The sequence below is a fragment of the Sphingomonas sp. P3_C6 genome (assembly GCF_056402595.1).
Genome location: NZ_JBFUHB010000009.1, coordinates 1 through 21,424, shown reverse-complemented (window position 1 = coordinate 21,424; position 21,424 = coordinate 1). Strand labels below are relative to the sequence as shown.

18 protein-coding genes are annotated in these 21,424 nt (G+C 63.0%); all 18 read left to right on the top strand.

Annotated elements, in window-relative coordinates; translation table 11 throughout:
- The first annotated feature begins 308 nt into the window (after positions 1–308).
- The 18 genes from AC1DT7_RS11270 (at position 309) to AC1DT7_RS11185 (ending at position 21,203) form a co-directional block, all read left to right on the top strand.
- Positions 309–674, top strand: coding sequence for a cupin domain-containing protein (locus AC1DT7_RS11270; protein WP_478036044.1), 366 nt, complete (start codon positions 309–311; stop codon positions 672–674).
- Positions 671–2,089, top strand: coding sequence for an NAD(P)/FAD-dependent oxidoreductase (locus tag AC1DT7_RS11265; protein ID WP_478036043.1), 1,419 nt, complete (start codon positions 671–673; stop codon positions 2,087–2,089). Before AC1DT7_RS11270 ends, AC1DT7_RS11265 begins: the two co-directional genes overlap by 4 nt.
- 51 nt (positions 2,090–2,140) lie before the next feature.
- Positions 2,141–4,297, top strand: a complete 2,157-nt coding sequence (locus tag AC1DT7_RS11260; RefSeq protein WP_478036042.1) for a PQQ-dependent dehydrogenase, methanol/ethanol family — start codon at positions 2,141–2,143, stop codon at positions 4,295–4,297.
- Positions 4,298–4,612: 315 nt separating this feature from the next.
- Positions 4,613–7,036, top strand: a complete 2,424-nt coding sequence (locus tag AC1DT7_RS11255) for a TonB-dependent receptor (protein ID WP_478036041.1) — start codon at positions 4,613–4,615, stop codon at positions 7,034–7,036.
- A 201-nt stretch (positions 7,037–7,237) separates the two neighbouring features.
- Positions 7,238–9,613 carry a TonB-dependent receptor gene (locus AC1DT7_RS11250; RefSeq protein ID WP_478036040.1) on the top strand — a complete coding sequence of 792 codons (2,376 nt, stop codon included), beginning with the start codon at positions 7,238–7,240 and terminating at the stop codon, positions 9,611–9,613.
- Positions 9,614–9,619: 6 nt separating this feature from the next.
- On the top strand, positions 9,620–10,798 hold the full coding sequence (locus AC1DT7_RS11245; RefSeq protein WP_478036039.1) for an amine dehydrogenase large subunit: 1,179 nt from the start codon (positions 9,620–9,622) through the stop codon (positions 10,796–10,798).
- Entirely contained in the window at positions 10,795–11,352 is a 558-nt protein-coding gene (locus AC1DT7_RS11240) for a MauE/DoxX family redox-associated membrane protein (RefSeq protein WP_478036038.1), read from the top strand. The genes AC1DT7_RS11245 and AC1DT7_RS11240 overlap by 4 nt, the downstream gene beginning before the upstream one ends.
- Entirely contained in the window at positions 11,349–11,975 is a 627-nt protein-coding gene (gene mauD / locus AC1DT7_RS11235) for a methylamine dehydrogenase accessory protein MauD (RefSeq protein WP_478036037.1), read from the top strand. Before AC1DT7_RS11240 ends, mauD begins: the two co-directional genes overlap by 4 nt.
- The gene (locus AC1DT7_RS11230; protein ID WP_478036036.1) at positions 11,968–12,522 is read left to right on the top strand and encodes a methylamine dehydrogenase light chain; all 555 of its coding nucleotides are present in this window, start codon (positions 11,968–11,970) and stop codon (positions 12,520–12,522) included. The genes mauD and AC1DT7_RS11230 overlap by 8 nt, the downstream gene beginning before the upstream one ends.
- Positions 12,523–12,673: 151 nt before the next feature.
- Positions 12,674–14,323: an amidohydrolase gene (locus tag AC1DT7_RS11225; protein WP_478036035.1), complete on the top strand. Its 1,650-nt coding sequence runs from the start codon at positions 12,674–12,676 to the stop codon at positions 14,321–14,323.
- Between the two features lie 158 nt (positions 14,324–14,481).
- Complete coding sequence (locus AC1DT7_RS11220; protein ID WP_478036034.1) at positions 14,482–15,024, top strand: methylamine dehydrogenase light chain; 543 nt, start codon at positions 14,482–14,484, stop codon at positions 15,022–15,024.
- Entirely contained in the window at positions 15,021–15,512 is a 492-nt protein-coding gene (locus tag AC1DT7_RS11215; protein ID WP_478036033.1) for a c-type cytochrome, read from the top strand. Before AC1DT7_RS11220 ends, AC1DT7_RS11215 begins: the two co-directional genes overlap by 4 nt.
- A 1-nt stretch (position 15,513) precedes the next feature.
- Entirely contained in the window at positions 15,514–15,906 is a 393-nt protein-coding gene (locus AC1DT7_RS11210) for a c-type cytochrome (RefSeq protein WP_478036032.1), read from the top strand.
- 465 nt (positions 15,907–16,371) lie between these two features.
- Entirely contained in the window at positions 16,372–17,250 is an 879-nt protein-coding gene (locus AC1DT7_RS11205; RefSeq protein ID WP_478036031.1) for a LysR family transcriptional regulator, read from the top strand.
- Positions 17,251–17,367: 117 nt separating this feature from the next.
- Positions 17,368–18,129: a substrate-binding periplasmic protein gene (locus AC1DT7_RS11200; protein ID WP_478036030.1), complete on the top strand. Its 762-nt coding sequence runs from the start codon at positions 17,368–17,370 to the stop codon at positions 18,127–18,129.
- A complete protein-coding gene (locus AC1DT7_RS11195) occupies positions 18,130–18,783 on the top strand; it encodes an amino acid ABC transporter permease (RefSeq protein WP_478036029.1) in 654 nt (217 codons plus the stop codon).
- The gene (locus tag AC1DT7_RS11190; protein ID WP_478036028.1) at positions 18,780–19,505 is read left to right on the top strand and encodes an amino acid ABC transporter ATP-binding protein; all 726 of its coding nucleotides are present in this window, start codon (positions 18,780–18,782) and stop codon (positions 19,503–19,505) included. Before AC1DT7_RS11195 ends, AC1DT7_RS11190 begins: the two co-directional genes overlap by 4 nt.
- A gap of 267 nt (positions 19,506–19,772) precedes the next feature.
- Complete coding sequence (locus tag AC1DT7_RS11185) at positions 19,773–21,203, top strand: MFS transporter (RefSeq protein ID WP_478036027.1); 1,431 nt, start codon at positions 19,773–19,775, stop codon at positions 21,201–21,203.
- Positions 21,204–21,424 lie beyond the last annotated feature (221 nt).

Below are 21,424 nucleotides of genomic sequence, written 5' to 3'. Positions count from 1 at the left end.
CAGGCTGGTGACGTCGTGTCAACACGAGAACCGAGGCGCACCGATCGTGGTCGACCATGATGACTGAGGCGGGTGTGCCTCAGGGTCGCGGGCCAGGCCCTTTTCATGGGCGCAAGATGCCAGGAACAACAGGGCATGCCCGCGAGATGCTTATGTATTCGTGCGGCGCGAGAGCGGGGTTTTTCTGATACCCAGCTCAATCCACTGTGATCTGGTGATTTTCAAACACCATCGCGGTCCGCGAATTCAACTTCAGTCCGGCCACCCTCTGTCGCAGCGTGTTTTCACCGAAAGGGCGAGGAGGATCTGTGACAGCCATCAAATTTAACCCCGACGAGCTATTTGCGTCGCTGGGGCAGGGGAAGCCGGTTCCGGCGCCGATCGGCTCGCCCGTGTCGGAGGTCCGCTCCACCTCTCGCACCTCGGCATCGGCCCCGGCGACGCGGTGTGGCGTGTGGGAATGCTCGCCGGGACGGTGGCGTCGCCAGGTCACCCAAGCTGAATTCTGCCACTTCCTGGAAGGGGCATGCGTCTTCGAGCCGGACGAGGGGGAGCCGCTGCATATCAAGGCAGGCGACGTTATCTATTTCCCGGAGAATAGCTCGGGGGTTTGGGACGTCCAGCAGACGAGCCGCAAGATCTTCATCCTGTTCGATGAAGGACGGCTTGCATGAGCGATCGTCAAGCCGCGGGATCTCGCGGCGAGGCCGACTACCGGCAAACCAGCTTCTGGCTGGAAACGACTCCTGACGACCTGACTCCTCGCCCCCGCGTTGACGGTAACCTGAATGTCGATGTCGCCATTCTTGGTGGCGGATTTTCAGGCTTGTGGACGGCCTATTACCTGCTGCGAGAAAATCCCTCGCTCGACGTGGTGATCGTCGAGCGCGACATCGTGGGCTACGGGGCATCGGGGCGCAATGGCGGGTGGTGCTCCCCGCGCTTCCCTGTCGATCCGAACCCGCTGATGAAGAGGTTCGGCGCGGATGTCGCCCGCCGCACAATCCTGGCACTCCAGGCATCGGTTCGCGACATCGGTGATATCGTCGAAAAGGAATCGATCGACGCGCACTATGTGCAGGGCGGTTTGCTCAGTGTCGCGATCGGCGAGCATCAACTGCCGGCTCTCAGTCGTACCCTGGACATTTACCGGAGGCTCGGTCTTGGTGACGGCAATCGCCTTCTCAGTGCCGGGGAGGCGAGGGAGCGCGTCGCGGCGAAGAACCTCGCCGGCGCGTTGAGGACTGAGGCGGGTGCATCGATTCACCCGGGCAATCTCGTGCGAGGACTCGCCCGTGCCGTCGAGCGGCTGGGCGGCAGGATCTTCGAGCAGACCGGCGTCGAACGGGTCGAGGGCGGCGAAAAGGCGCGCCTGATAACGTCTGATGGCACCATATACGCGCGCAAGGCGATCGTCGTCGCTGCGGAAGCGTATCTTCCCAGTCTTCCGAAGTTCCGGCGGCACGTGTTGCCGATGTCGTCGATGATCGTCCTAACCGAGCCACTCCCAAAAAGCGTATGGGACGAAATCGGATGGGCCGGACACGAGAGCCTGAGCTCGCAGTCTCACCTTAAAAATTATCTTACCAGGACGGCGGATGGCCGCATCCTGTACGGTAGTCGCGGCGCACTCTACACTCTTGGCTCGACGACACCGGATGTGACCGCGCAAAGCGCGCGCTTCTACGATTGGATGCGCGATAGTTTACGCGAGTGGTTTCCCGCTCTCGAAAAAGTGGGCTTTTCTCACGCATGGGGCGGCTATTTGGGTGTCCCCCGAGATTGGCTGCCAACCGTCGCCTTCGACGACACAAGCCGGATCGGGCAATTGCACGGCTATACCGGGCGTGGGGTGTCGACCAGCCACCTCGCAGGTAAACTGCTGGCGGGGCGCATCACCGGAAAGACAACGGGTCTGGAAGATCTGCCGCTGCACCGTGACCGGACCCGCTTCTGGGAGCCCGAGCCGTTACGGTGGCTCGGCGTGCGCTATGTGCAGACCGCCTTTGGTCGCATCGACCGCGCAGAAAAGTCCGGCCGCAAGGCACCATGGGACGCGACACTCGCGGAATATCTTGGCGAGCAATAGGCCCGTACATCCCTGAACGTTGCGGTCCAGCCGCTTCGCGGAGACAATATCATGCCGACCTTCCAGCGTGCGCGACGCCTGAACTCCCGGCGGCCCGAGGTTGTCGCCCTGGCGTGTTCGAGTCTTGCACTGCTTGGCGCGATGGGCCTCCAGGCCAGGACTTCCCGTGTCGGAGACGGGGGCGCTGGCGCCACCGACGCCACATGGACCATGACGGGCAGAACCTATGACGAGCAGCGTTTCAGCCCGCTCACCCAGATCAATGAGGGAAATGTCGGTAAGGTCGGACTAGCCTGGTACGCGGACTTCGACCTGTCGCGCGGCGAGGAGGCGACACCTCTCGTGCTGGACAGCGTGCTCTACGTCTCGACCGCCTGGAGCATGGTCAGGGCGTTCGATGCGGCGACCGGCAAGCCGCTTTGGACCTATGACCCCGAAGTCCCGCGCAAGCAGCTGGTGAAGGCCTGTTGCGATGCCGTCAACCGTGGCGTCGCGGCGTGGAACGGACGCATCTATGTCGGGACGCTGGATGGCCGGCTGATCGCGCTCGACGCCAAGACCGGCAAGCCGGTGTGGGATGTTCGCACGACCGACGATTCTGCGCCCTATACGATCACCGGCGCGCCCAGGATTATCAAGGGCAAGGTGATCATCGGGAACGGTGGCGCCGAACTCGGTGTCCGCGGCTATGTCGGCGCTTATGACGCGGCCACCGGGCGCAAGCTATGGCGATTCTACACCGTTCCCGGCGATCCTGCCGTACCCGATGGGGAGGTATCGGATCGCGTCATCGAAGCAGCGCGCAAGACTTGGTCCGGCGATGCCTGGTGGAAGCAAAAGGCCGGCGGCGGCACCGCCTGGGACGCCTTTGCCTATGATCCCGACCTCGATCTCTTGTATATCGGCACGGGCAATGGCTCCCCCTGGTCCCGCGCAGCCCGCAGCGAAGGCAAGGGCGATAACCTCTATCTGTCTTCGATCATCGCGGTGCGCCCCGACACCGGCGAATATGTCTGGCACTATCAGCAGGTGCCGGGCGATGAGTGGGATTACACCGCGACGCAGCATATCATCCTCGCCGACCTGATGATCGAGGGCCAGAAACGCAAGGTGCTGATGCAGGCACCGAAAAACGGCTTTTTCTACGTGCTCGACCGCGCCACCGGCAAGCTAATCTCCGCGGAGAAATATGTCCCGGTGAACTGGGCGTCCCGGATCGATCTCGAAACCGGCCGGCCGGTTGAAAATCCGCAAGCGCGCTACAGCGAAACGGGCAAGCCCTTCTACGCTACCCCCAGTTCTCTGGGCGGGCACAACTGGCCGCCTATGGCCTATGACCCGAAGGCGGGGCTCGTTTATATCCCTGCGCAGGAGCTGGCGGGCCTGTTCGTTGCCGATCCCGATTATCGCAAGTCATCGACCGGATATAATACGGCGACGAAGCTGGGTACGCGGGACGCTTCGCTTACGCCCCCGATACCGCAAGCCAAGGGCTATCTCCTGGCGTGGGATCCGGTCCGCCAACGCGAGGTCTGGCGCGCGCCGCGGGACACGTTCGGGAACGGGGGCGTCCTGGCGACGGCCGGGGGGCTGGTATGGCAAGGTACCGGCACAGGCTTTTTCAAGGCGATGCGCGCGAGCGACGGCAAGGAACTCTGGTCGACCTGGCTTCGGACCGGCGTCCTCGCCGCACCGATGACCTACACTATCAAGGGCAGGCAATATGTGGCTGTGCTGGCCGGCTGCGGAGGCGTCTACGGATCGGCCTGCCGCATGGTCGACAAGGACGGTCGTCGACCAAATCTCGACCGCTTGCTGGTTTTCGCCCTTGGCGGGAAAGCGAAGCTGCCGCCCGCACCCGCGGCGCAGCCCATGGTGCTCGATCCGCCCGCGCTGACGGCGTCTGGACCGCAGATCGCGGCGGGCCGTGTCAAATATGCGCGCTACTGCGCCGTCTGCCATGGCTATGATGCCGTGAGCCTCGGGAACCAGCCCGACTTGCGCTACAGCCCGTTGCTTGGCGACGACGCCTGGTTTTCGGTGGTGCTGGAAGGCGCGCTCGGCGAAGCCGGCATGGCGAGCTTTGCCGATGTGCTGGATCGCGCCGGCGCCGACGAGATACGGCAATATCTCATCGGCAAGGCGCATCAGAGCAAAGAGGAGACGCCCGGAGCGGCTGCGCCCAAGCCTGTCGAACATTCGAGCTGAAGGGCACCGACGGTAGCGAAGCGCGAACGCTTTTCTATTGTATGCCCTGGAACACGGCCGCCATGGGCGGTGGCCATCATCATCCGCAGCATCGCCGCCTAAGTGACTTTTCCGGCGGGCAAAGTCGAAATTCTTATACGGCGTGACGAGCCACATGACCAAGCGTCCCGAAGCCGCCGCTCGGTGACACTCGATCAACATGAGGTCCAGTGAAATCACCTGCCGCGCCGTGCGGCCCTCTCATAAGACAGGGTGAGACCACGATGTGCGACAGCAATGAATGCTGCGACATGCTTCAGGATGGGGGAGACGAATATGAGTGCTTACCGGCACTTGGCGACCTACAAGTCGTGCGCACTGCTCACGACGTCGATGCTGGCGCTTGGCCAGCCAGCTTTCGCTCAGCAAGTCGATCAGCCGGCATCGGAAGCTCCGGTGCCAGGGGAAGATGGCGACATCATCGTGACGGCGACCAAGGTCGCAACGCCGCTCAGCCGCGTGCCGATCAGCGTGAGCGCTTACAGCCAGGAAACTCTGGACGTTAAGTCGATCCGCGAGGTCCGCAGCCTGGCAGCTCAAACACCCGGCATCGATCTTGCGGAAAGCACGACCACATCCGGCGGTTACCGCCTGGCGATTCGCGGCATTGATTCCAACGCCGGCGCGGCCACGACGGCGACCTATATCGACGAAACGCCGATACAATCGCGCAACTCCGCGCTCAACTATTCGGGTAACACGTTCCCACAGATCTTCGACCTCGACCGTGTCGAGGTATTGCGTGGGCCCCAGGGGACTCTTTTCGGTGCCAGCGCCCAGGGCGGTGCGTTGCGCTTCATCACCCCGACGCCCAGCCTCACCAAGACGAGCGGCTACGGCAGAGCCCTGGTCAGCGCGACGGCCCATGGCGGCTTCAATTATGACGTCGGCCTTGCGGCCGGCGGACCCATTGTCGAGGACAAGCTCGGCCTGCGCGTCAGCGTAAATCGCAAGCAGCTCAGCGGCTATGTCGACCGGGTGAGCTGGCAGGCGCCTGAAAATCGCAACAAGGACGGCAACGACGACAAGAGCTGGATCGCCCGCGCGGCGCTGCTCTGGCAGCCGGTCGAGGGCGTTACGATAACCCCGGCGATCTACTATCAGAAGCGTGATATCGGCGACACGTCGTTCTTCTGGGCGGAAAAGTCCGATCTCGGCGAGCACCGGTTCGTCAACGGGAACGCTGGGTCGAACGACTATCACGATCGTTTCGTTCTGCCCTCGCTCAAGATCTCTGCGGATATCGGCGCAGTGAACCTGACTTCGGTTACGGCTTATTATGATCGCGATGCACGAGAGAACCGGGACCTCACCAACTCGAACGATCGCCTCGAATATGGCGCGGCACCGATCACGCCGCCGGGGACGACGAACCGCTTCATTGGCGAGTTTCCGGTTCTCCCGGGAACGCGGGAGCTATTCAGCACGATGCGCGCCCATACGACGCAGCGCGACATCACGCAGGAACTCCGGCTTTCCAATTCCAACCCGGAGGCGCGGCTGAAATGGCAGGTCGGCGTGTATTTCTCGCAGGGAACCCTACGGAGCACGCCAATGCTCGAGGCGCGTCACCACACCGCGCTGTACAAATATGTGACCGGCGTCGACATCGTCACCGGCAAGGGCAGTGACAATATCGGCGGCATCTATAATTACATCGGCAATGAGCGCACGCGTGAGCGTTCGATCGCGGGCTTCGCCAATCTGGATTACGAACTGCTGGACAAGTTGACGGTCACGGTCGGCGGCCGCATCTCGAAGGATCAGGTCGATTTCAACGTCGTGGAGCGTGGACCCGATTACGGTGTGGTCGGCCAGGTCGCGGCCAGCGGGCGCCTGCGCACGTCACCGTTCACGCCAAAGATCGCGCTGACCTGGCGCCCGGACCGCAGCAATATGGTCTACGCGTCGTACGCCGAGGGATATCGCACCGGAGGCGTCAACAAGGGTGTGGCGAACACCTGCCTCAACGATGTGGCCGAACTCGGCGTCTCGAATATCCGCACCTACCAGCCCGATCGCACAAAAAGCTACGAGTTGGGCTCAAAGAACAAGCTGTTCGGCGGCGCGGTTCGCCTCGAAGGCAGCGTGTACGTCATCAAATGGGAGAACATCCAGCAGCAGGTGCGCCCGCCGTGCGGGTTCAGCCTGGTGATCAACTCGGGCAAGGCGACGAGCCGCGGCTTCGACCTCAATGTCGATGTCATGCCGACCAAGGGGCTGAATCTCACGGCGGCGGTCGGCTATAATCGCTCAACCTATGACGACACCGTGCAGATCGACAAGCCGGGAACGGTGCCGATCGTGGTTGCGAGACAACGGCTCGGCTCGACGCCTTGGACGGTCAACACCGCCGCGGAATATTCCTTCCTGGCGGGCGGTCACGACGCGTTCATTCGTGCGCAGTACACCTATCGCGCGCCGAACACCGGGCCGTTCAACTGGCAAATCCCCGCCTATGGGACACGCACCTATGATCCCACGCGTCTGACGGATCAGGCGATCCATCAGGTGGACCTGCGCGCCGGCTATTCGTTCTCCGCGTTCGATATTCAGGTCTTCGCGGAGAACCTGTTCGATGCGGCCCCGCGCCTTGGCTATGCGCCGCCCTATGTGAACCCGACGTATCGCAGCGGTATCCACTATGTGCGGACGATCCGGCCGCGCACGATAGGCCTGATGGCGACCACGCGGTTCTGATCCTGCGTTCGGTGCCTAGCGCGGACTGGCGAGCCCGCCGGCCTTGAGTCGGCGGGCTTCTCTTTTGACCAGCGCAAGCGCAGTGGGTGGTGTTCTCCTGTCAACGCAGCGTGCCGCGATCTCACCTTCTGCCTGTCCCTTTCGGCGGCGTAGCTTCCACTTGGGCTCCGTGCCTGGCAAAAGATAACAGGGGGAAACGGCATGACGAGGATTAGGGGGCTGAGGGGCGCCGCCAGCTTGCTGGCGATGGCGTTGAGCACCACTGGGGTATTGCCTGCCTTCGCACAGGACACGCCGTCGCCCGCCGCTCCGTCCGCGCAGGTCGAGCCGGCCGAAGCGGCCCCCGGCGATATCGTCGTCACCGCAACGCGCCGCTCCGAGGCGCTGTCCAAGGTTCCGTTGAGCATTCAGGCAGTTTCGGCCGCAAGTATTGACGTTCAGGGCATTCGCGACATCGGCGACATCGCCCGCACCACCCCAGGTCTGACGCAGCAGGCCACGAGCATCTTCGGCGGCTCGAACGTCTCCATCCGCGGCATCTTCTCCAACATCGGCGCGGCCACCACGGGGGTGTATATCGACGATACGCCGGTCCAGGTTCGCAACGGCATCGATGCAGGATTGCAGCCGATTTACGGCAATATTTTCGATCTGGACCGGGTGGAGGTGCTGCGCGGACCGCAGGGAACGCTGTTCGGCGCCGGGTCGGAAGGCGGAACGATCCGCTACATCATGACGCGTCCCGGGCTTCACGACTGGTCGACCTATGGGCGGACCGAAGTGGCGTTCACCGAGCGCGGCAGCCCGACCTATGAGGCAGGCGCTGCAATTGGCGGCCCGCTCATCGAGGGTATTCTCGGTGCGCGCGCCAGCGCCTGGTATCGCAAGGAAGGCGGATATATCGACCGGATTGCCAGTACCGTCGTCAGTGACGGCCGGACGATCGACAAGGACAGCAATTCCCGCGAGATGGCTGCGTTCCGCCTCGCTTTGCTGTGGCAGCCGTCCGACTCCCTTTCACTGGAGCCTGCGGTCACCTACCAGTTCAACAATCTGCGCGACACCAACCTCAACTGGGACATTGACGGCCGGTACAAGCAGGAAGGCAAGAGCCGTCAGCCGGCAAACAATGCATTTCTGATCGCGTCCAACACCGCGAACCTCGATGTGGGCGGCGTGACGATCACGTCGGTGAGCAGCTATCTGAACGGGCTTGGCACCTTCAATCTCGACGAGGCCTATTTCGACACCGCGACGGTATCCGGATTCTTCGACGCGACCGATCCCAAACGGGGCGGCAATGCGATCGCGCTGCCGGAGGTCGCCGACTTCACCGCCGATTATCGGACCCGCACCCGCCTCAAGCAATTCTCGCAGGAAATGCGTGTCGCCTCGATGGACGCCACCGCACCGATCACCTGGGTTGCAGGGCTATATTATCAGGACACACGCTCCAATTCGAAGCAGCGTGAATACGAACCGAAGTTCGATGCGCTGTTCCAGGCGCTTGTCGGCCTCAACACGGAAGATATCCTGGGCAGCCCGTTGCTGCCCGGCGGGATCAGCTATCTGCAGAATGTTGCGGTCCGCGAGGGCCAGTTCGCCGGCTTTGCCGACGTGAATTTCAAGCTTACCAACCGGCTCAAGCTTGAGGTCGGCGGGCGCTACGCCTGGACCCGTTACTCCTTCGACCGGTTCCAGGACGGTCCCTGGAACGGGGGGCCGCAGAGCACCTCGGGGCGTCAGCGCGAGCGGGCGTTCACGCCGAAGGTCGGCATCAACTATGACGTCGACGGCGGCGTGCTCTACGCCAACGCCGCCAAGGGATACCGGATCGGCGGTGCGAATGCGTCGCTCGCCGGCAATCTGGCGTGCCAAAACGAGGTGCAGCAGGTTCTCGGTCAGCCCGACGTGCCGCTGTCGTACAAGTCGGATTCCGTGTGGAGCTACGAGATCGGCGGCAAGGGCCACGCGCTCGGCCGTAGGCTCACCTTTGCAGCCAGCGCCTTCTACGTGGACTGGAGCAATATCCAGGGCAACGTCGCACTCAAATGCCTGTTCAGCTTTACGTCGAACCTCGGTCATGCCGTCAGTCGCGGTTTCGACTTCAGCACGAGTGCCCGGGTGACCGACGCCCTGACGCTGGGCGCGGACCTTGGTTATGTCGATGCGCACTATGACCGCGATTATCGCTTCAACGGTGCGTTGCTGGCCAAGAACGGCGACGCACTTCCGACGCCGGATTTCACCGCACATATCTTTGCCGATTATCGGCAGCCGGTGGGCTCAGGCTCAGGCTATGGGCGCGTCGACTATTCTTATGCGAGCCCTTACCGGACGCAACCGTCCGCCGATGTCGTAGGTGCCGATGCGACCATCGCGCAGGTCGATCGCACCTCCCAGCTTTCTGCACGTGTAGGCTATGTCGTGGGAGGCGTGGACATTTCGGTATTTGCGGACAATCTGTTGAACGATGGTGGCAGGCAGTTCCAGTCCCGCTGGGGCGGCTCGGCCTATTATCTGTCGCTGCGCCCGCGACCGCGCACGGTCGGTCTCACCGCTACGATCAGGAGGTAGATGGTAATGGTTGAACGTCGCAAGGTCGCCCTGCTGGGGCTGACGTGCCTGGCGAGCCTGGTCGGCTCGGTCGGGCAGGCGCAGGATACGAGCAAGACGGTGCTTCCGGTCGAGGAAAGCGACACCGCGACGCTGCCGGCCGCCGGACCGCACCGGCTGTTTCTGTGGGACGCTTATTCTACCGCCGGGGCGACCGTAATCGATGGCGATGACGAGGGGCTGAAGACGCTCGGCATGGTGCCGATCGCTCGAAACGGCGGCTTCAACATCTCGGGCGACGCCTCGAAGGTCTACGTCACCGAAACCTATTGGACACATGGCGATCGCGGCACGCGCGAGGACCTGCTGACGACCTATGACGGTCTCACTCTGGCACTCGACAAGGAAACGCCACTGCCTGGACGCCTCCTTGTAGTGCCCAAGAACCAGCAGGTTGCGACCAGCGGCGACGAGAAGCTGGCATATGTCTATGACATGATCCCGGCGTCATCGATCCACGTCGTCGACATCGCCGCAGGCAAAGTCCTGTCCTCGGTCGACGTGCCGGGCTGTGCGCTCGCCTATCCCTATGGCGCGCGCAGCTTCGCGACGATCTGCGGAGACGGCACGATCGGTACGACCACGCTCACGGCAGGGGGGGAAGGCAAGCTGTCCTTCACCAAGCCGTTCTTCGATGCCGACAAGGACCCGCTGTTCGAAAACTCCGTGGTCGATCGCAAGACGGGCGAAGCGTGGTTCCTGTCGTTCAGCGGTAAAATCTATCCGGCCAAGCTCGGCGATCGCCCGGTGGTCGGACAGCCCTGGTCCATCACTCAGGCTGCTGGATTGCCGGTTGCATCGACCGGGGTTCAGGAACTGGCCTGGCGCCCCGGTGGCGGCCAGATCCTCGCCGTGCATCGAAAGCTGCGCCGACTTTACGTTCTGATGCACGCCGGCAATTACTGGACGCACAAGAAGGACGGCACCGAAGTCTGGATCCTCGATGCGGACAAGAAATCCCTGATCAAGCGTATTGCGCTCAAGGGTCCGGCCAAGAGCCTCACGGTCACGCAGGACGATAAACCCTTGCTCTTCACCTATGGGGGGGAGGGCGGAAGCGGCCTTGCAGTCTATGACGCGGTGACCGGCGCGATGCTGCGCGGTCGCCGTGCGCCGGGCTTTGTCGGCGCGGTCCCTGGCGTATGATCGATCTGCCATTCGAGGGTGCAGGGTCGCTCGTGCTGGCCGCGCGCGTCCTCGCCATTCTGCTGTTCGCATCGGCGTTGCTGGGCAAGGCCCGGCACTGGACGGCGTTCACCGGCGTCGTTGCCAATTACAAGGTCCTGCCGGAAATACTGGCGACGCCGGCGGCCGCCACGGTCATCGCCCTCGAGGCTGCCGTCGTCATCGGAATGGCCATCGCGCCGGTGGCGCCTGTGGCGACTGTGCTGGCCGTCGTGCTGCTTCTGGTGTTCGCCGCGGCAATGGCGATCAACCTCGCCAGAGGGAACAGCGATATCGATTGCGGCTGCTTCCAGTCCGCGTTGCGACAACGGCTCGACTGGTTGCTGGTCGTGCGCAACATCATCCTCGCCGTCCTCATCGTTCCCGCAGCCGCCGACATGGCGCTGCCTGCGGTGGCGTTGGGATGGCTTGATGGTCTCGCCGCCGGGGTGGGGCTGTTTCTCATGCATAGCGTCGCGTCGACGCTGATCGCGCTGCGCGAGCCCGCAGCCGCCTTCCGACGGAGATTCGTGTGATCCTCATTGTATCCCAGGCGCTCCTGTGGGGCGTGCTTATCCTGTTGGCATTCGCGGTTCTCGCACTGGCTCGGCAGGTCGGCGTTCTGCATGAACGCATTGCACCGGTCGGCGCACTTGCTCTGGGGCAGGGGCCACAGCCGGGCGAGGTCGCGCCGAAACTTGCCGCTGCGACGCTCGATGGTCGCGAGATACGGATCGGCGGTGCCAGCATGGCTGCGAAATCGACGATGCTGTTCTTCGTCGCGCCAAGCTGCCCGATCTGTAAAAAGCTGATTCCCACGGCGCTGCGGTTTGCGGATGTGGAAGGCGTCGATCTGCTGTTCGTTGGCGACGGCGATCGGGAGCAACATCGTTCCATGGCGGAGCGTCATGGCATCGGGTTCGACCGCTTCGTGAACAGCAGCGAAGTGGGCCAGGCCTATCGCGTGGGCAAACTGCCATATGCGGTGCTTATCGATCCGCGCGGGACGATCGTGTCGCAGGGCCTCGTCAATACACGCGAACATCTCGAGAGTCTGCTGGTCGCCGGTGAGAGTGGGTTCGACACGATCCAGGAGTATCTCCATGCCAAACGGCACGGGACGGCCCCGGACGCAGTCGGAGTGTCGACGCATGGCTGATTCACCCTTCGACCGCCTGACCGAACAGCTTACGCGCGGTGTCGCGAGCCGCAGTTCCAGGCGCAGCGTCCTCACCAAGCTCGGCATGATGCTCGTCGCCGCACCATTTTTCCCGGCGCTTCCGGTAGCCCGAGCCCAATCCCGGGACGTCAGGCAGCCGAAGCAACTCACCGATTTCGAACGCAACGCCCAAAGTACGGATCCGCTACGCTGCGATTATTGGCGGCACTGCGCCATCGACGGCATCATCTGCGGGTGCTGCGGCGGGGGACCGCATACCTGTCCCCCAGGGTCGGAGCCGTCCCCCACCGCCTGGGTCGGGACCTGCCTCAATCCCGATGATGGTCGCTCCTATCTGATCGCCTATCGTGACTGTTGCGGAAAATATGCCTGCCAGCCAAGCGGCGAGGACTGCCTGTGTACCGCAACGGATCGGGAGTTGCCGATCTACCGGCCACAGGCCAACAACGACATCATCTGGTGCTTTGGCGAATCCAGCATGATGTACCATTGCTCGACCGCCGCGCTGGTCGGCTTGGCGGAGTGAGGAAGCGCGACGGCGTCGGGTAAGCGCCCGACGCCGAGACGTCTACTCCATCTGGTCTCGGTGCGGGCCGGTCACCGACACCCGCCAAGATGTCACCTCGACGTGCCGTTCCCGCAGCCTAGCCTTGCGTCTTCGATACAGGGAGATGCCCGTGCTTCGTTCACTCGCCAGTTTCGCCATCGCGGCGACCTTGTGTCCTACGGTCGCGACGGCGCAGGAAAAGGCCGACCTGCTGATTACCAATGGTCATGTCTATGCGGGCCGATCCGAAGGGACCGATACCGCGATAGCCATCCACGGTCGGCACATCGTCGCAGTCGGAACCGATGCCGCTCTCGCGAAGTTGCGCGGTTCTGCGACGCGGGTGCTTGATGCCGCCGGCGGCTGGATCCTGCCGGGCCTCGAGGACGACCATGTCCACATTCTGCAAGGGGCGCACGCGCTCACGCAGCCAGACGTCCGCGAGGCGCCCGATCTCGCAGGGGTGCAGCACATCGTGCTTGAGGCGAGCCGCCAGCAGGCCTCCGGATGGGTCCAGGCGGGCGGCTGGATCGTCGACGTGTTGCCGGGCAAGGTCCCGATCAGGCAGATGCTTGACGCCGTCGTTCCAGATCGCCCGGTCGTGCTTTGGTCGCTCGATCGGCACGGAGCCTGGGCAAACAGCAAGGCGCTCGCCCTGGCCGGCATAACCCGCGCAAGCGTCGATCCTCCCATGGGGGAAATCGTTCGCGACGCGAGTGGCGAGCCGACGGGCTGGTTGAAAGAAGCGTCCGCGGTCGCGTTGATATCAAAGGCTATCCCCGTGCCGACGGTGGAGGAGCATCGCCGGCTGTTGCTCCTTGCCATGGGGGAGGCCAATCGCAACGGAATCACCGCGATAACCCATGCCGCGCTGGGGGGCGGAATCGACGAGTTCAAATTGCTCAGCGCGATGGACTCGGCCGGGCAACTGACGACCCGCATCAATTATGCCCTTGGGGTCGACCCGGGCTTCACCCAGGCGCAATTCGACCAATATCAGGCGCTGTGGCGCGCCAACCCCGACACGCCGCGCCTGAAGCTCGGCGCGGTGAAGTTCTTCATGGACGGCGTGCCGCAGGCGCACACCGCGTTCCTGCTCAAACCATGGGGGCCGCAGCCGGAAACAGGGCATCCCCTGATGCTGGCGGGTGAATTTCGAAGGTGGGCCGGCGCATTCGATGCTGCCGGGTGGCAATTGATGATGCACGCCATGGGGGACGGGGCGGTCCGCATGGCGCTCGACGAAGTCGCGGCGCTCAACGCCACCAAGGCGCCCGCCAGGGGGCGGCGGCACCGCGTCGAGCACGCCTTTCTCATCGATCCCGCCGACATGCCGCGTTTTGCCAAGCTGGGGGTGATAGCGAACTTCCAGCCGCTCAACCTGTTTCCGCCGCGCACAGCCCCGTCTGTCCAGCGCTCTCCATCGGACGGGGCGCGCTGGGCTGGTATCGTTGCCGCCGGAGGCCGCATTTCGTTCGGAAGCGACTGGCCTGTCTATCCATTCGACCCGTTCGGACGAATTTACGCAATCGCCTCTGGACGCAGCGACCAGCGGATGGATCCGCTTGCCGTGATCGAGGGCTACACGGTGGGCACCGCTTATGCGACGTTCAACGACGATCGGCTCGGAACACTCGCGCCGGGCAAGCTCGCCGACATCGTCGTGCTCAAATCCTATCTGGGTCACCGCATACCGACGAACCGCGACGAGATCCGGGTTAGCGCCACGGTCTTCGACGGCACGATCGTCTATCAGGACCCGGCAGTCATCGTCCGATAACGTGGCGGGAGAAGCTGGCGGCATGCTTAGCCCGGTGATGTCTCGTCACCGGGCTCGTTGGCAAACTCACCTTTCAAAGTGCGGCGCGATGGGTTTTCATGCCACATCGCCGAAGTAACGCAGATACGTAGGTGAACTGGGGAGGTAAGGCGAACATCATGGTGGACCGGAGTTTCGATCGTCTGGCCGAGCGCCTGACCAGGTCGGTCGCTCGCGCCAGCTCCCGCCGAAGCGTGCTCGCCCAGTTCGCGGCTGCGCTGGTTGCCGCACCTTTCTTTCCTGTACTACCCGTCGCGCGCGCTCAGTCCAAGCCTAAGCAACTGACCGATTTTGAACTCAAGGCGCAGAGTCACGATCCGAACCGATGCGATTATTGGCGGCATTGCGCGATTGACGGCACCATATGCGGTTGCTGTGGCGGTGGCCCGCACACATGTCCGCCAGGATCGGAGCCGTCTCCGACCGCCTGGGTGGGGACTTGCCTCAACCCCGACGATGGCCGATCCTATCTGATCGCCTATCGCGATTGTTGCGGACGCGGATCCTGTCAGCCTTCCGGCGCGAATTGCCGATGCACCGCGACCGACCGCGAATTGCCGATTTATCGCCCGCAGGCGAACAACGACATCATCTGGTGTTTCGGCGAATCGAGCATGGCTTATCATTGTTCGACGGCCGCTCTGGTCGGACTGGCAGAATGATCGCCATGCGCTACGTTGCGATGGCCGCCCTTGTCATCATAGGCGTGATTGGCGCCGGCGTTTTCGTGTCGGCCGTGCGTGCCGAGACGGCGCCGCTCCCGGTTGGGCAGGCCAAATATTATGAGGGTTGTGGCGGCTGCCACGGGCTCAACGGCGTGTCGGCGCGAGAGCAGATTCCGGTCCTGCGCTCCCAGGTCGGGCTTTTCCTGTGCAGCAACGAGGGGCGTCGGTATATTGTCCAGCTTCCGAACGTATCTTTTGCCGCAATGGACGACGCCACGCTCGCCGCGACGATGAATTTCGTTGTCTTCAAGCTCGGCGGCGACAGCGTCCCCGAAGGCGCGCGGCCCTATTCGGCGAAAGAAATCGGGGTATTGAGGAAAACTCCTCTCAAGAACCAGCCGCTGGTGGTGCTGCGCGAGCAAGTGCTGAGCCGGGCCGCTGGAGCGTGCGCTCGTGGCGATGTGTCGACAACCGTACGAAACTGAAATGATGAAGGCGAGACGAGTGATGATGTTGCGTATGATCGGTGTCGCGGTTGCTATGGCGGCCGCTTGCGGAGCGGTACCGGCGAACGCGCAGGATGCCACCGCCGGCGGCGTAACGTTCAAGCAGCGTTGCATGATGTGCCACACGATCACCGCAGGCCAGAAGGGCACCACGGGGCCCAATCTCCGCGGCGTTGGCGACCGCACAGCTGCAAGCACCGCTTTTCCCTATTCCAGTGCGCTCAAGCAGTCGAAGGTGCAGTGGACGGCAGCCAACCTCGAGCGTTTCCTGACGGCACCCAACAAGATGGTGCCCGGCACACGGATGGTCGTGGCCGTTTCAGACGCAAAGAAGCGCGCCGAGGTGGTGGCGTATCTGATGTCGCTGAAATAAAATGCGCGATGAATGAAGCCCAGCGCTGAAGTCCCGCATCGCCGCTCGTCCGCGGCGGGGCCGCCGCGAATGCATCGCGGCATCATCGGGTTCGCCTAGGATATAGCGTCGCGCCGTATATCCATCGGCGCGGGCAACTGATCGCGAATACTTTTACCTGGGCGAGATCCGGCCAACTCGATCGGCTTGTCGCCGCGGGGCGGCAAGTCGCGTCCTCCAAGGAATCCGGCGAAACGCGCGTCAGCGCCCGAGCAGCCTGTTGCAGATGAGCAACGAAATTAAGCGGGTGTGTCCGGGAACCGGCGCCTGGCGGCATCGGTGTTGACATTTAGACACCGCGGCGCATCATCACAAAATTGAAACATTGACTTGGGGCGGTGGAGGCCGATGGTATCGCAGTCGGACGAGCAGCGTGGCACCGGATTGACCCCTGCGCAGCGCAGGGCGCTTCCGCCTTTCGCGGCGATGCGGGCGTTCGAGGCGATCGGTACCTGCGGTGGGATCCGCCGCGCGGCCGTCGCTATGTCTCTCGACCATGCGGCAGTCAGTCGCCATCTTCGATCGCTTGAACAATGGGCGGGGGTACCGCTTGCCGACCGTAGTTCCGGCGGCGGTCTCACCAAGGAAGGCGCACGCTTCCATGCCCGGGTCTGTGTCGCGCTGGCCGAACTGGCCTCGGCGAGCGCGGAACTCACCCACCGGAACGACAATCGCCACCTGCGCGTATGGTGCGTTCCCGGCATCGCATCCCAGTGGCTGAGCGGTCGTCTCGGGACGTTCAGTTCCTTGCATCCCGCAGTGGAACTCGAGGTTCAGCCGACCGACAACATTCCGCATTTTGCGTCTCACGAGACCGATGCCCATATTTCATACGCGATCGACGGAGAGCCCTCGCCGATCCTCGATGCAGACACCCGCTCGGTGGAAATCCTGCGTCCACCGATCGTGCCAGTCGCCAGCCCGGAATTTCTCACGAAAGCGCCGCGCTTCGAAACGCCCGAAGACCTGCTCGGAGCACCGCTGCTCCATGAAGCCAATACGGGCCAGTGGCTCCGATGGTTTCGCGCCCATGAAGTCAGCGTTGGCGATACGCTTGGCGGGGCGAAGCTCTGGCATGCGCACATGACGGTCGCGGCCGCACGGCGCGGGCAGGGCATTGCGCTGACCAATCGCCTGCTCATCGCCGAGGACCTGGAGTCCGGCGCACTTGTCGAGGTCGGTGATTTTTCCCCGGTTTTTCTTGGGGGGTATGTGTTCACCGCGCGGCGTGAGCGCTGGCAGGAGCCGGTCATCCTGGGCTTTCGCCGTTGGCTCGAAAGCGCGATGCACGAGGCCCAGGCCTGATTAGGGACGGTGATCCCGAGTCACCACCGCCAAGGTACAAGTCATCTTTTCGTGGACCGGGCCGCAGACCACGATGAGGACGTGACCTTGCCTAGCCCGACATCCCTTGACGCCGTGATGAGCGGGACAGCATCGCGGCGCACCCTGCTCGGCGGGCTGCTGGCTTGCTCTGCCCTTGCTTTGGGTGGGTGTGAGCCGCCACGTGCCAAGGGATCGATCCGCATCGGCTCGTCGCCCACCGGCGTCCCCTTCAGTTTTGTCGATCCCGCGACCAACCAGTTGACCGGTTCGATGATCGACATGGCCCTCGCCGTGGCACGCGCAGCGGGAATGCCCGCGGATACCGCGATTACTCCGTTTTCGGCGCTCATCTCGTCGCTCGTCACGGCGCGTATCGACATGATTGCCGCGGCGATGTTGCGGACGCCGGAGCGCGAGAAGATCGTCGCGTTCAGCAAGCCTCTCTACGGATATGGCGGTGGCCTCGTGGTGCCCGCCGGTGCGCGCAGATTCCCCGACCTTGCTGCTGTGCGCGAACTCCGCGTCGGTGCCCAGGTGGGAACCCGTTTCACCGACCAGCTGGCCGATGCAGGCGTCCAACGGGTCTCGACTTACGAGAGTCTTTCAGATGTCCTGCGCGATCTGGATCACGGTCGGATCGATGCGGGTTATGGCGACGAACCTGTGCTGGCCTACCAACTGCGCTTGCGGCCGCGAGAGCATGTGCGCCTGGCGACAGAGTTTACCGGGCCGGGCAAGGAAGCCCTGTGCCTGATCATGCGAAAGGACGACCCAATGGTCGCCCGAGTCAATGCCGCGATCGATAGCTTGCAGACCACCCGGCTGCCGGCGATACGCCAGCACTGGGGGCTCTCCTGAATGACTGAGTTCTTTTCGGACGCGTGGGTGTTTCTGCCCGTGCTGTTACAGGGCCTGGGCATGACCATCCTGCTCACCTTGTGCGCACTTGGCTTCAGCCTGCCGCTCGGGCTTATCTGGGCCAGCATGGCCGGGTCGCGGATTGTCCCCGTCAGGATCCTCGCCAGCACGGTGATCAATGTCGTGCGCGGCATTCCAATCATCGTTCAATTGTTTTGCGTGTATTTCGTGCTGCCGGAGGTGGGCATAAACCTCTATCCCTTCGTCGCCGGTGTGGTCGGGCTCGGAATCGCCTATTCAGTGTACCAGGCCGAGAATTTTCGGGCGGGCTTCGAAGCGGTCGATCCGTCACTCCTCGAAGCGGGACGTTCACTCGGTATGGACGATCGCCAGGTGATGCGCCGGATCGTCCTTCCTCTCGGCATTCGTATCGCGCTGCCGCCGTTCGGGAACACGACGGTCATGCTGCTCAAGGACTCGTCGATCGCGTCGACCATCACGATCGCGGAGCTGACCCGTGCGGGTCAGCTGCTCGCCATCTCCACCTTCAAGAACGGCACGGTCTACATCCTTATCGCCCTGCTGTATCTCGCGGCGAGCCTGCCGCTGGCTGCCGGCGTGCGTTTCCTCGAGAAGAAGATGTCGCGTCGATGATCGAGATACAGGGTATTCACAAGACGTTCGGGACCAACCACGTTCTCTGCGGCGTCACCTTCTCGGTCATGCCGGGAGAAGTCGTATGCCTGCTCGGGCCGTCTGGGTCCGGCAAATCGACCGTCTTGCGTTGCATCAATGGCCTTGAGCATATTGATGATGGCCAGATCAGCGTCTTCGGTCAGCCGGTCACGAAAGGAACACTCGGGACGATCCGGCGATCGGTCTCGATGGTCTTTCAGCGCTTCAACCTTTTCCCCCACCGCACCGTGCTCGAAAATGTGATCGAAGGTCCGGTCCATGTGCTCGGCGAGGCGCCCGCCGAGGCTGCCCAACGCGGACGTGAATTGCTCGAAAAAGTCGGCATGGCCGAACGCGCTGACGATTATCCGTCGCGCTTGTCCGGTGGGCAGCAGCAGCGTGTCGGCATCGCGCGGGCGCTGGCGATGCGTCCGAGCGCAGTGCTGTTTGACGAACCAACCTCCGCGCTCGACCCGGAGCGGGTCGGCGAGGTGTTGCAAGTGATGCGCTCGCTGGCGGAGGAAGGGATGACGATGATCGTGGTCACCCACGAAATCGCCTTCGCACGCGAGGTCGCCGATCGTGCAATCTTCATGGATGGCGGCCGCGTGGTGGAAGAGGGGGCGGCGCGGGAAATGCTCGTCAACCCGACCCAGCCGCGCACGCGACTCTTTCTGGATCGGGTGCTCAACCCGTTATGATCCTGCAATTGTGATCTGGTGATCCAGAAACACCAGCGCGACCCGCAAACTCAACTTCAGTCTCGACCTGCCCTGTCCCAGCGTGCGGCCCTGAGAGCGCGGCCTTCCCGACTGTGGCGCGAACAATCCGCAGGTTGAGACGGCGCCATCGGGCCGAGCAGGGAAGGGGACGACCCGCCATGCGACGCCCGCCATGGACGCGCCGGTCACCGTCTCGGTGGAGTGCAGCACAAGCACCCACTGACAGTTTGTCCGAGGAGAGGACCAATGAAGGAAGTGTCGCGGCCTGACGTCGGCGGTAGCAGGCGTCGGCTCGTCTCCATTGTGGGCGGATCGATCGGCAACCTCGTCGAATGGTATGACTTTTACGTCTATTCGGCGTTTGCGCTATATTTCGCGCCCGAGTTCTTTCCCTCGAGCGACCGGACTTCCGAACTGCTCGGAACGGCCGCGGTCTTCGCGGTGGGCTTCCTCATGCGTCCGCTGGGCGCTTGGTGGATGGGGATCTACGGGGATCGCCATGGCCGCAAGGCAGGCCTCACCGTGTCACTCGTCCTGATGTGCGTGGGCTCGATGATGATCGCCTGCGCACCTAATTACGCCACTGCGGGGCCACTCGCTCCCGCGATCCTTCTTCTGGCGCGGATGCTCCAGGGTCTCAGCGTAGGCGGCGAGTATGGCGCAAGCGCCACGTATCTTTCCGAAATGGCCGAGGACCGGCACCGTGGCTTCTGGGCCAGTTTCCAATATGTAACCCTTATCGGCGGCCAATTGTGCGCGCTGATGGTGGCGCTCGTGCTCGGCCAGTTTTTGAGCGACAGGCAACTGGAAACTTGGGGCTGGCGGGTGCCGTTCGCTCTAGGCGCAGTCCTGGCTCTCTTCGCGTACACATTGCGCCGCCGCCTTGCGGAGACTGACTCCTTCAAGGCGATGGGGAAGGACCGTCAGGAATCATCGCTAACCGCCTTGTGGAAGCGCTATCCTTGGCTGTTTGTCAGGATAATCATTATCAGCGGCGGCGGCGGCCTGACCTTCTATGCGTACACCACCTACATGCAGAAGTTTTTGGTCAATACCGCCGAATTTTCGCGCGGGACCGCCACATACGTGATGTCCGCGGCTCTCATTGTCTACATGCTCGCACAGCCATTGGCGGGTCATGTCTCCGACCGGTTCGGTCGAAAACCCAACATGATCGTGTTTGCGATCCTCGGAACGCTTGCGACCGTGCCCGTGTTCATGCTGATCGGAGGTACGTCCTCCGCCATAAGTGCCTGCGTGCTCATTACCGGGTTGCTGCTGATTCTGTCGGCCTACACATCGATTAGCGGGCTGTTCAAGGCCGAGCTATTTCCGCCGCACATCCGTACTCTCGGGGTCGCCCTGCCATATGCGATCGGCAATGCCCTGTTTGGTGGGACCGTCGAATATGTGGGCCTGTCGTTGAAGGCGGCGGGACTTGAAAAACCTTTGGCGGGGGTTTGGAGGGGATTGAAGGGACATAAGACGCTGATACTGCATACTTCGTCTTCCCCTCCAATCACCTCTGGGCCCCTGATTTGGCCTCGGAATTGGCCACAAAACAAGCGATATCCCGTGGCACGAGTGAGAACGCACTTACCACATCATGCCACCAAAGAGCCGCTTCCAATCCGCTCAAATTGGTGGAAGCACGAACCCGCTGCGCGGGAGGGTTAGTGCGGCGCGGTTGAGGTGAACGAACGAGCGTTGCGCGCCGGTTGAGCGCTGCGGGAGGCAGGCAGAGCATCGGGGTTCCACGAGAGGAGCCCTGCCATGAACAGCCTTGTCCCGATTATTGCCGTCAGCCCGCTACGCCAGCGTCTCATCGACGAGATGGATATACGCCGGTTCGGCCGCGAGACGCAGCGCAACTACATCCGCGACGTCGGGCGGTTCGC

Coding starts and splice junctions, on each gene's coding strand:
- AC1DT7_RS11245 (WP_478036039.1), top strand. CDS start 9,620: ATGGTTGAACGTCGCAAGGTCGCCCTGCTGGGGCTGACGTGCCTGGCG.
- AC1DT7_RS11210 (WP_478036032.1), top strand. CDS start 15,514: ATGATGAAGGCGAGACGAGTGATGATGTTGCGTATGATCGGTGTCGCG.
- AC1DT7_RS11220 (WP_478036034.1), top strand. CDS start 14,482: ATGGTGGACCGGAGTTTCGATCGTCTGGCCGAGCGCCTGACCAGGTCG.
- AC1DT7_RS11260 (WP_478036042.1), top strand. CDS start 2,141: ATGCCGACCTTCCAGCGTGCGCGACGCCTGAACTCCCGGCGGCCCGAG.
- AC1DT7_RS11255 (WP_478036041.1), top strand. CDS start 4,613: ATGAGTGCTTACCGGCACTTGGCGACCTACAAGTCGTGCGCACTGCTC.
- AC1DT7_RS11215 (WP_478036033.1), top strand. CDS start 15,021: ATGATCGCCATGCGCTACGTTGCGATGGCCGCCCTTGTCATCATAGGC.
- AC1DT7_RS11240 (WP_478036038.1), top strand. CDS start 10,795: ATGATCGATCTGCCATTCGAGGGTGCAGGGTCGCTCGTGCTGGCCGCG.
- AC1DT7_RS11185 (WP_478036027.1), top strand. CDS start 19,773: ATGAAGGAAGTGTCGCGGCCTGACGTCGGCGGTAGCAGGCGTCGGCTC.
- AC1DT7_RS11195 (WP_478036029.1), top strand. CDS start 18,130: ATGACTGAGTTCTTTTCGGACGCGTGGGTGTTTCTGCCCGTGCTGTTA.
- AC1DT7_RS11190 (WP_478036028.1), top strand. CDS start 18,780: ATGATCGAGATACAGGGTATTCACAAGACGTTCGGGACCAACCACGTT.
- AC1DT7_RS11230 (WP_478036036.1), top strand. CDS start 11,968: ATGGCTGATTCACCCTTCGACCGCCTGACCGAACAGCTTACGCGCGGT.
- AC1DT7_RS11205 (WP_478036031.1), top strand. CDS start 16,372: ATGCGGGCGTTCGAGGCGATCGGTACCTGCGGTGGGATCCGCCGCGCG.
- AC1DT7_RS11250 (WP_478036040.1), top strand. CDS start 7,238: ATGACGAGGATTAGGGGGCTGAGGGGCGCCGCCAGCTTGCTGGCGATG.
- AC1DT7_RS11265 (WP_478036043.1), top strand. CDS start 671: ATGAGCGATCGTCAAGCCGCGGGATCTCGCGGCGAGGCCGACTACCGG.
- AC1DT7_RS11200 (WP_478036030.1), top strand. CDS start 17,368: ATGAGCGGGACAGCATCGCGGCGCACCCTGCTCGGCGGGCTGCTGGCT.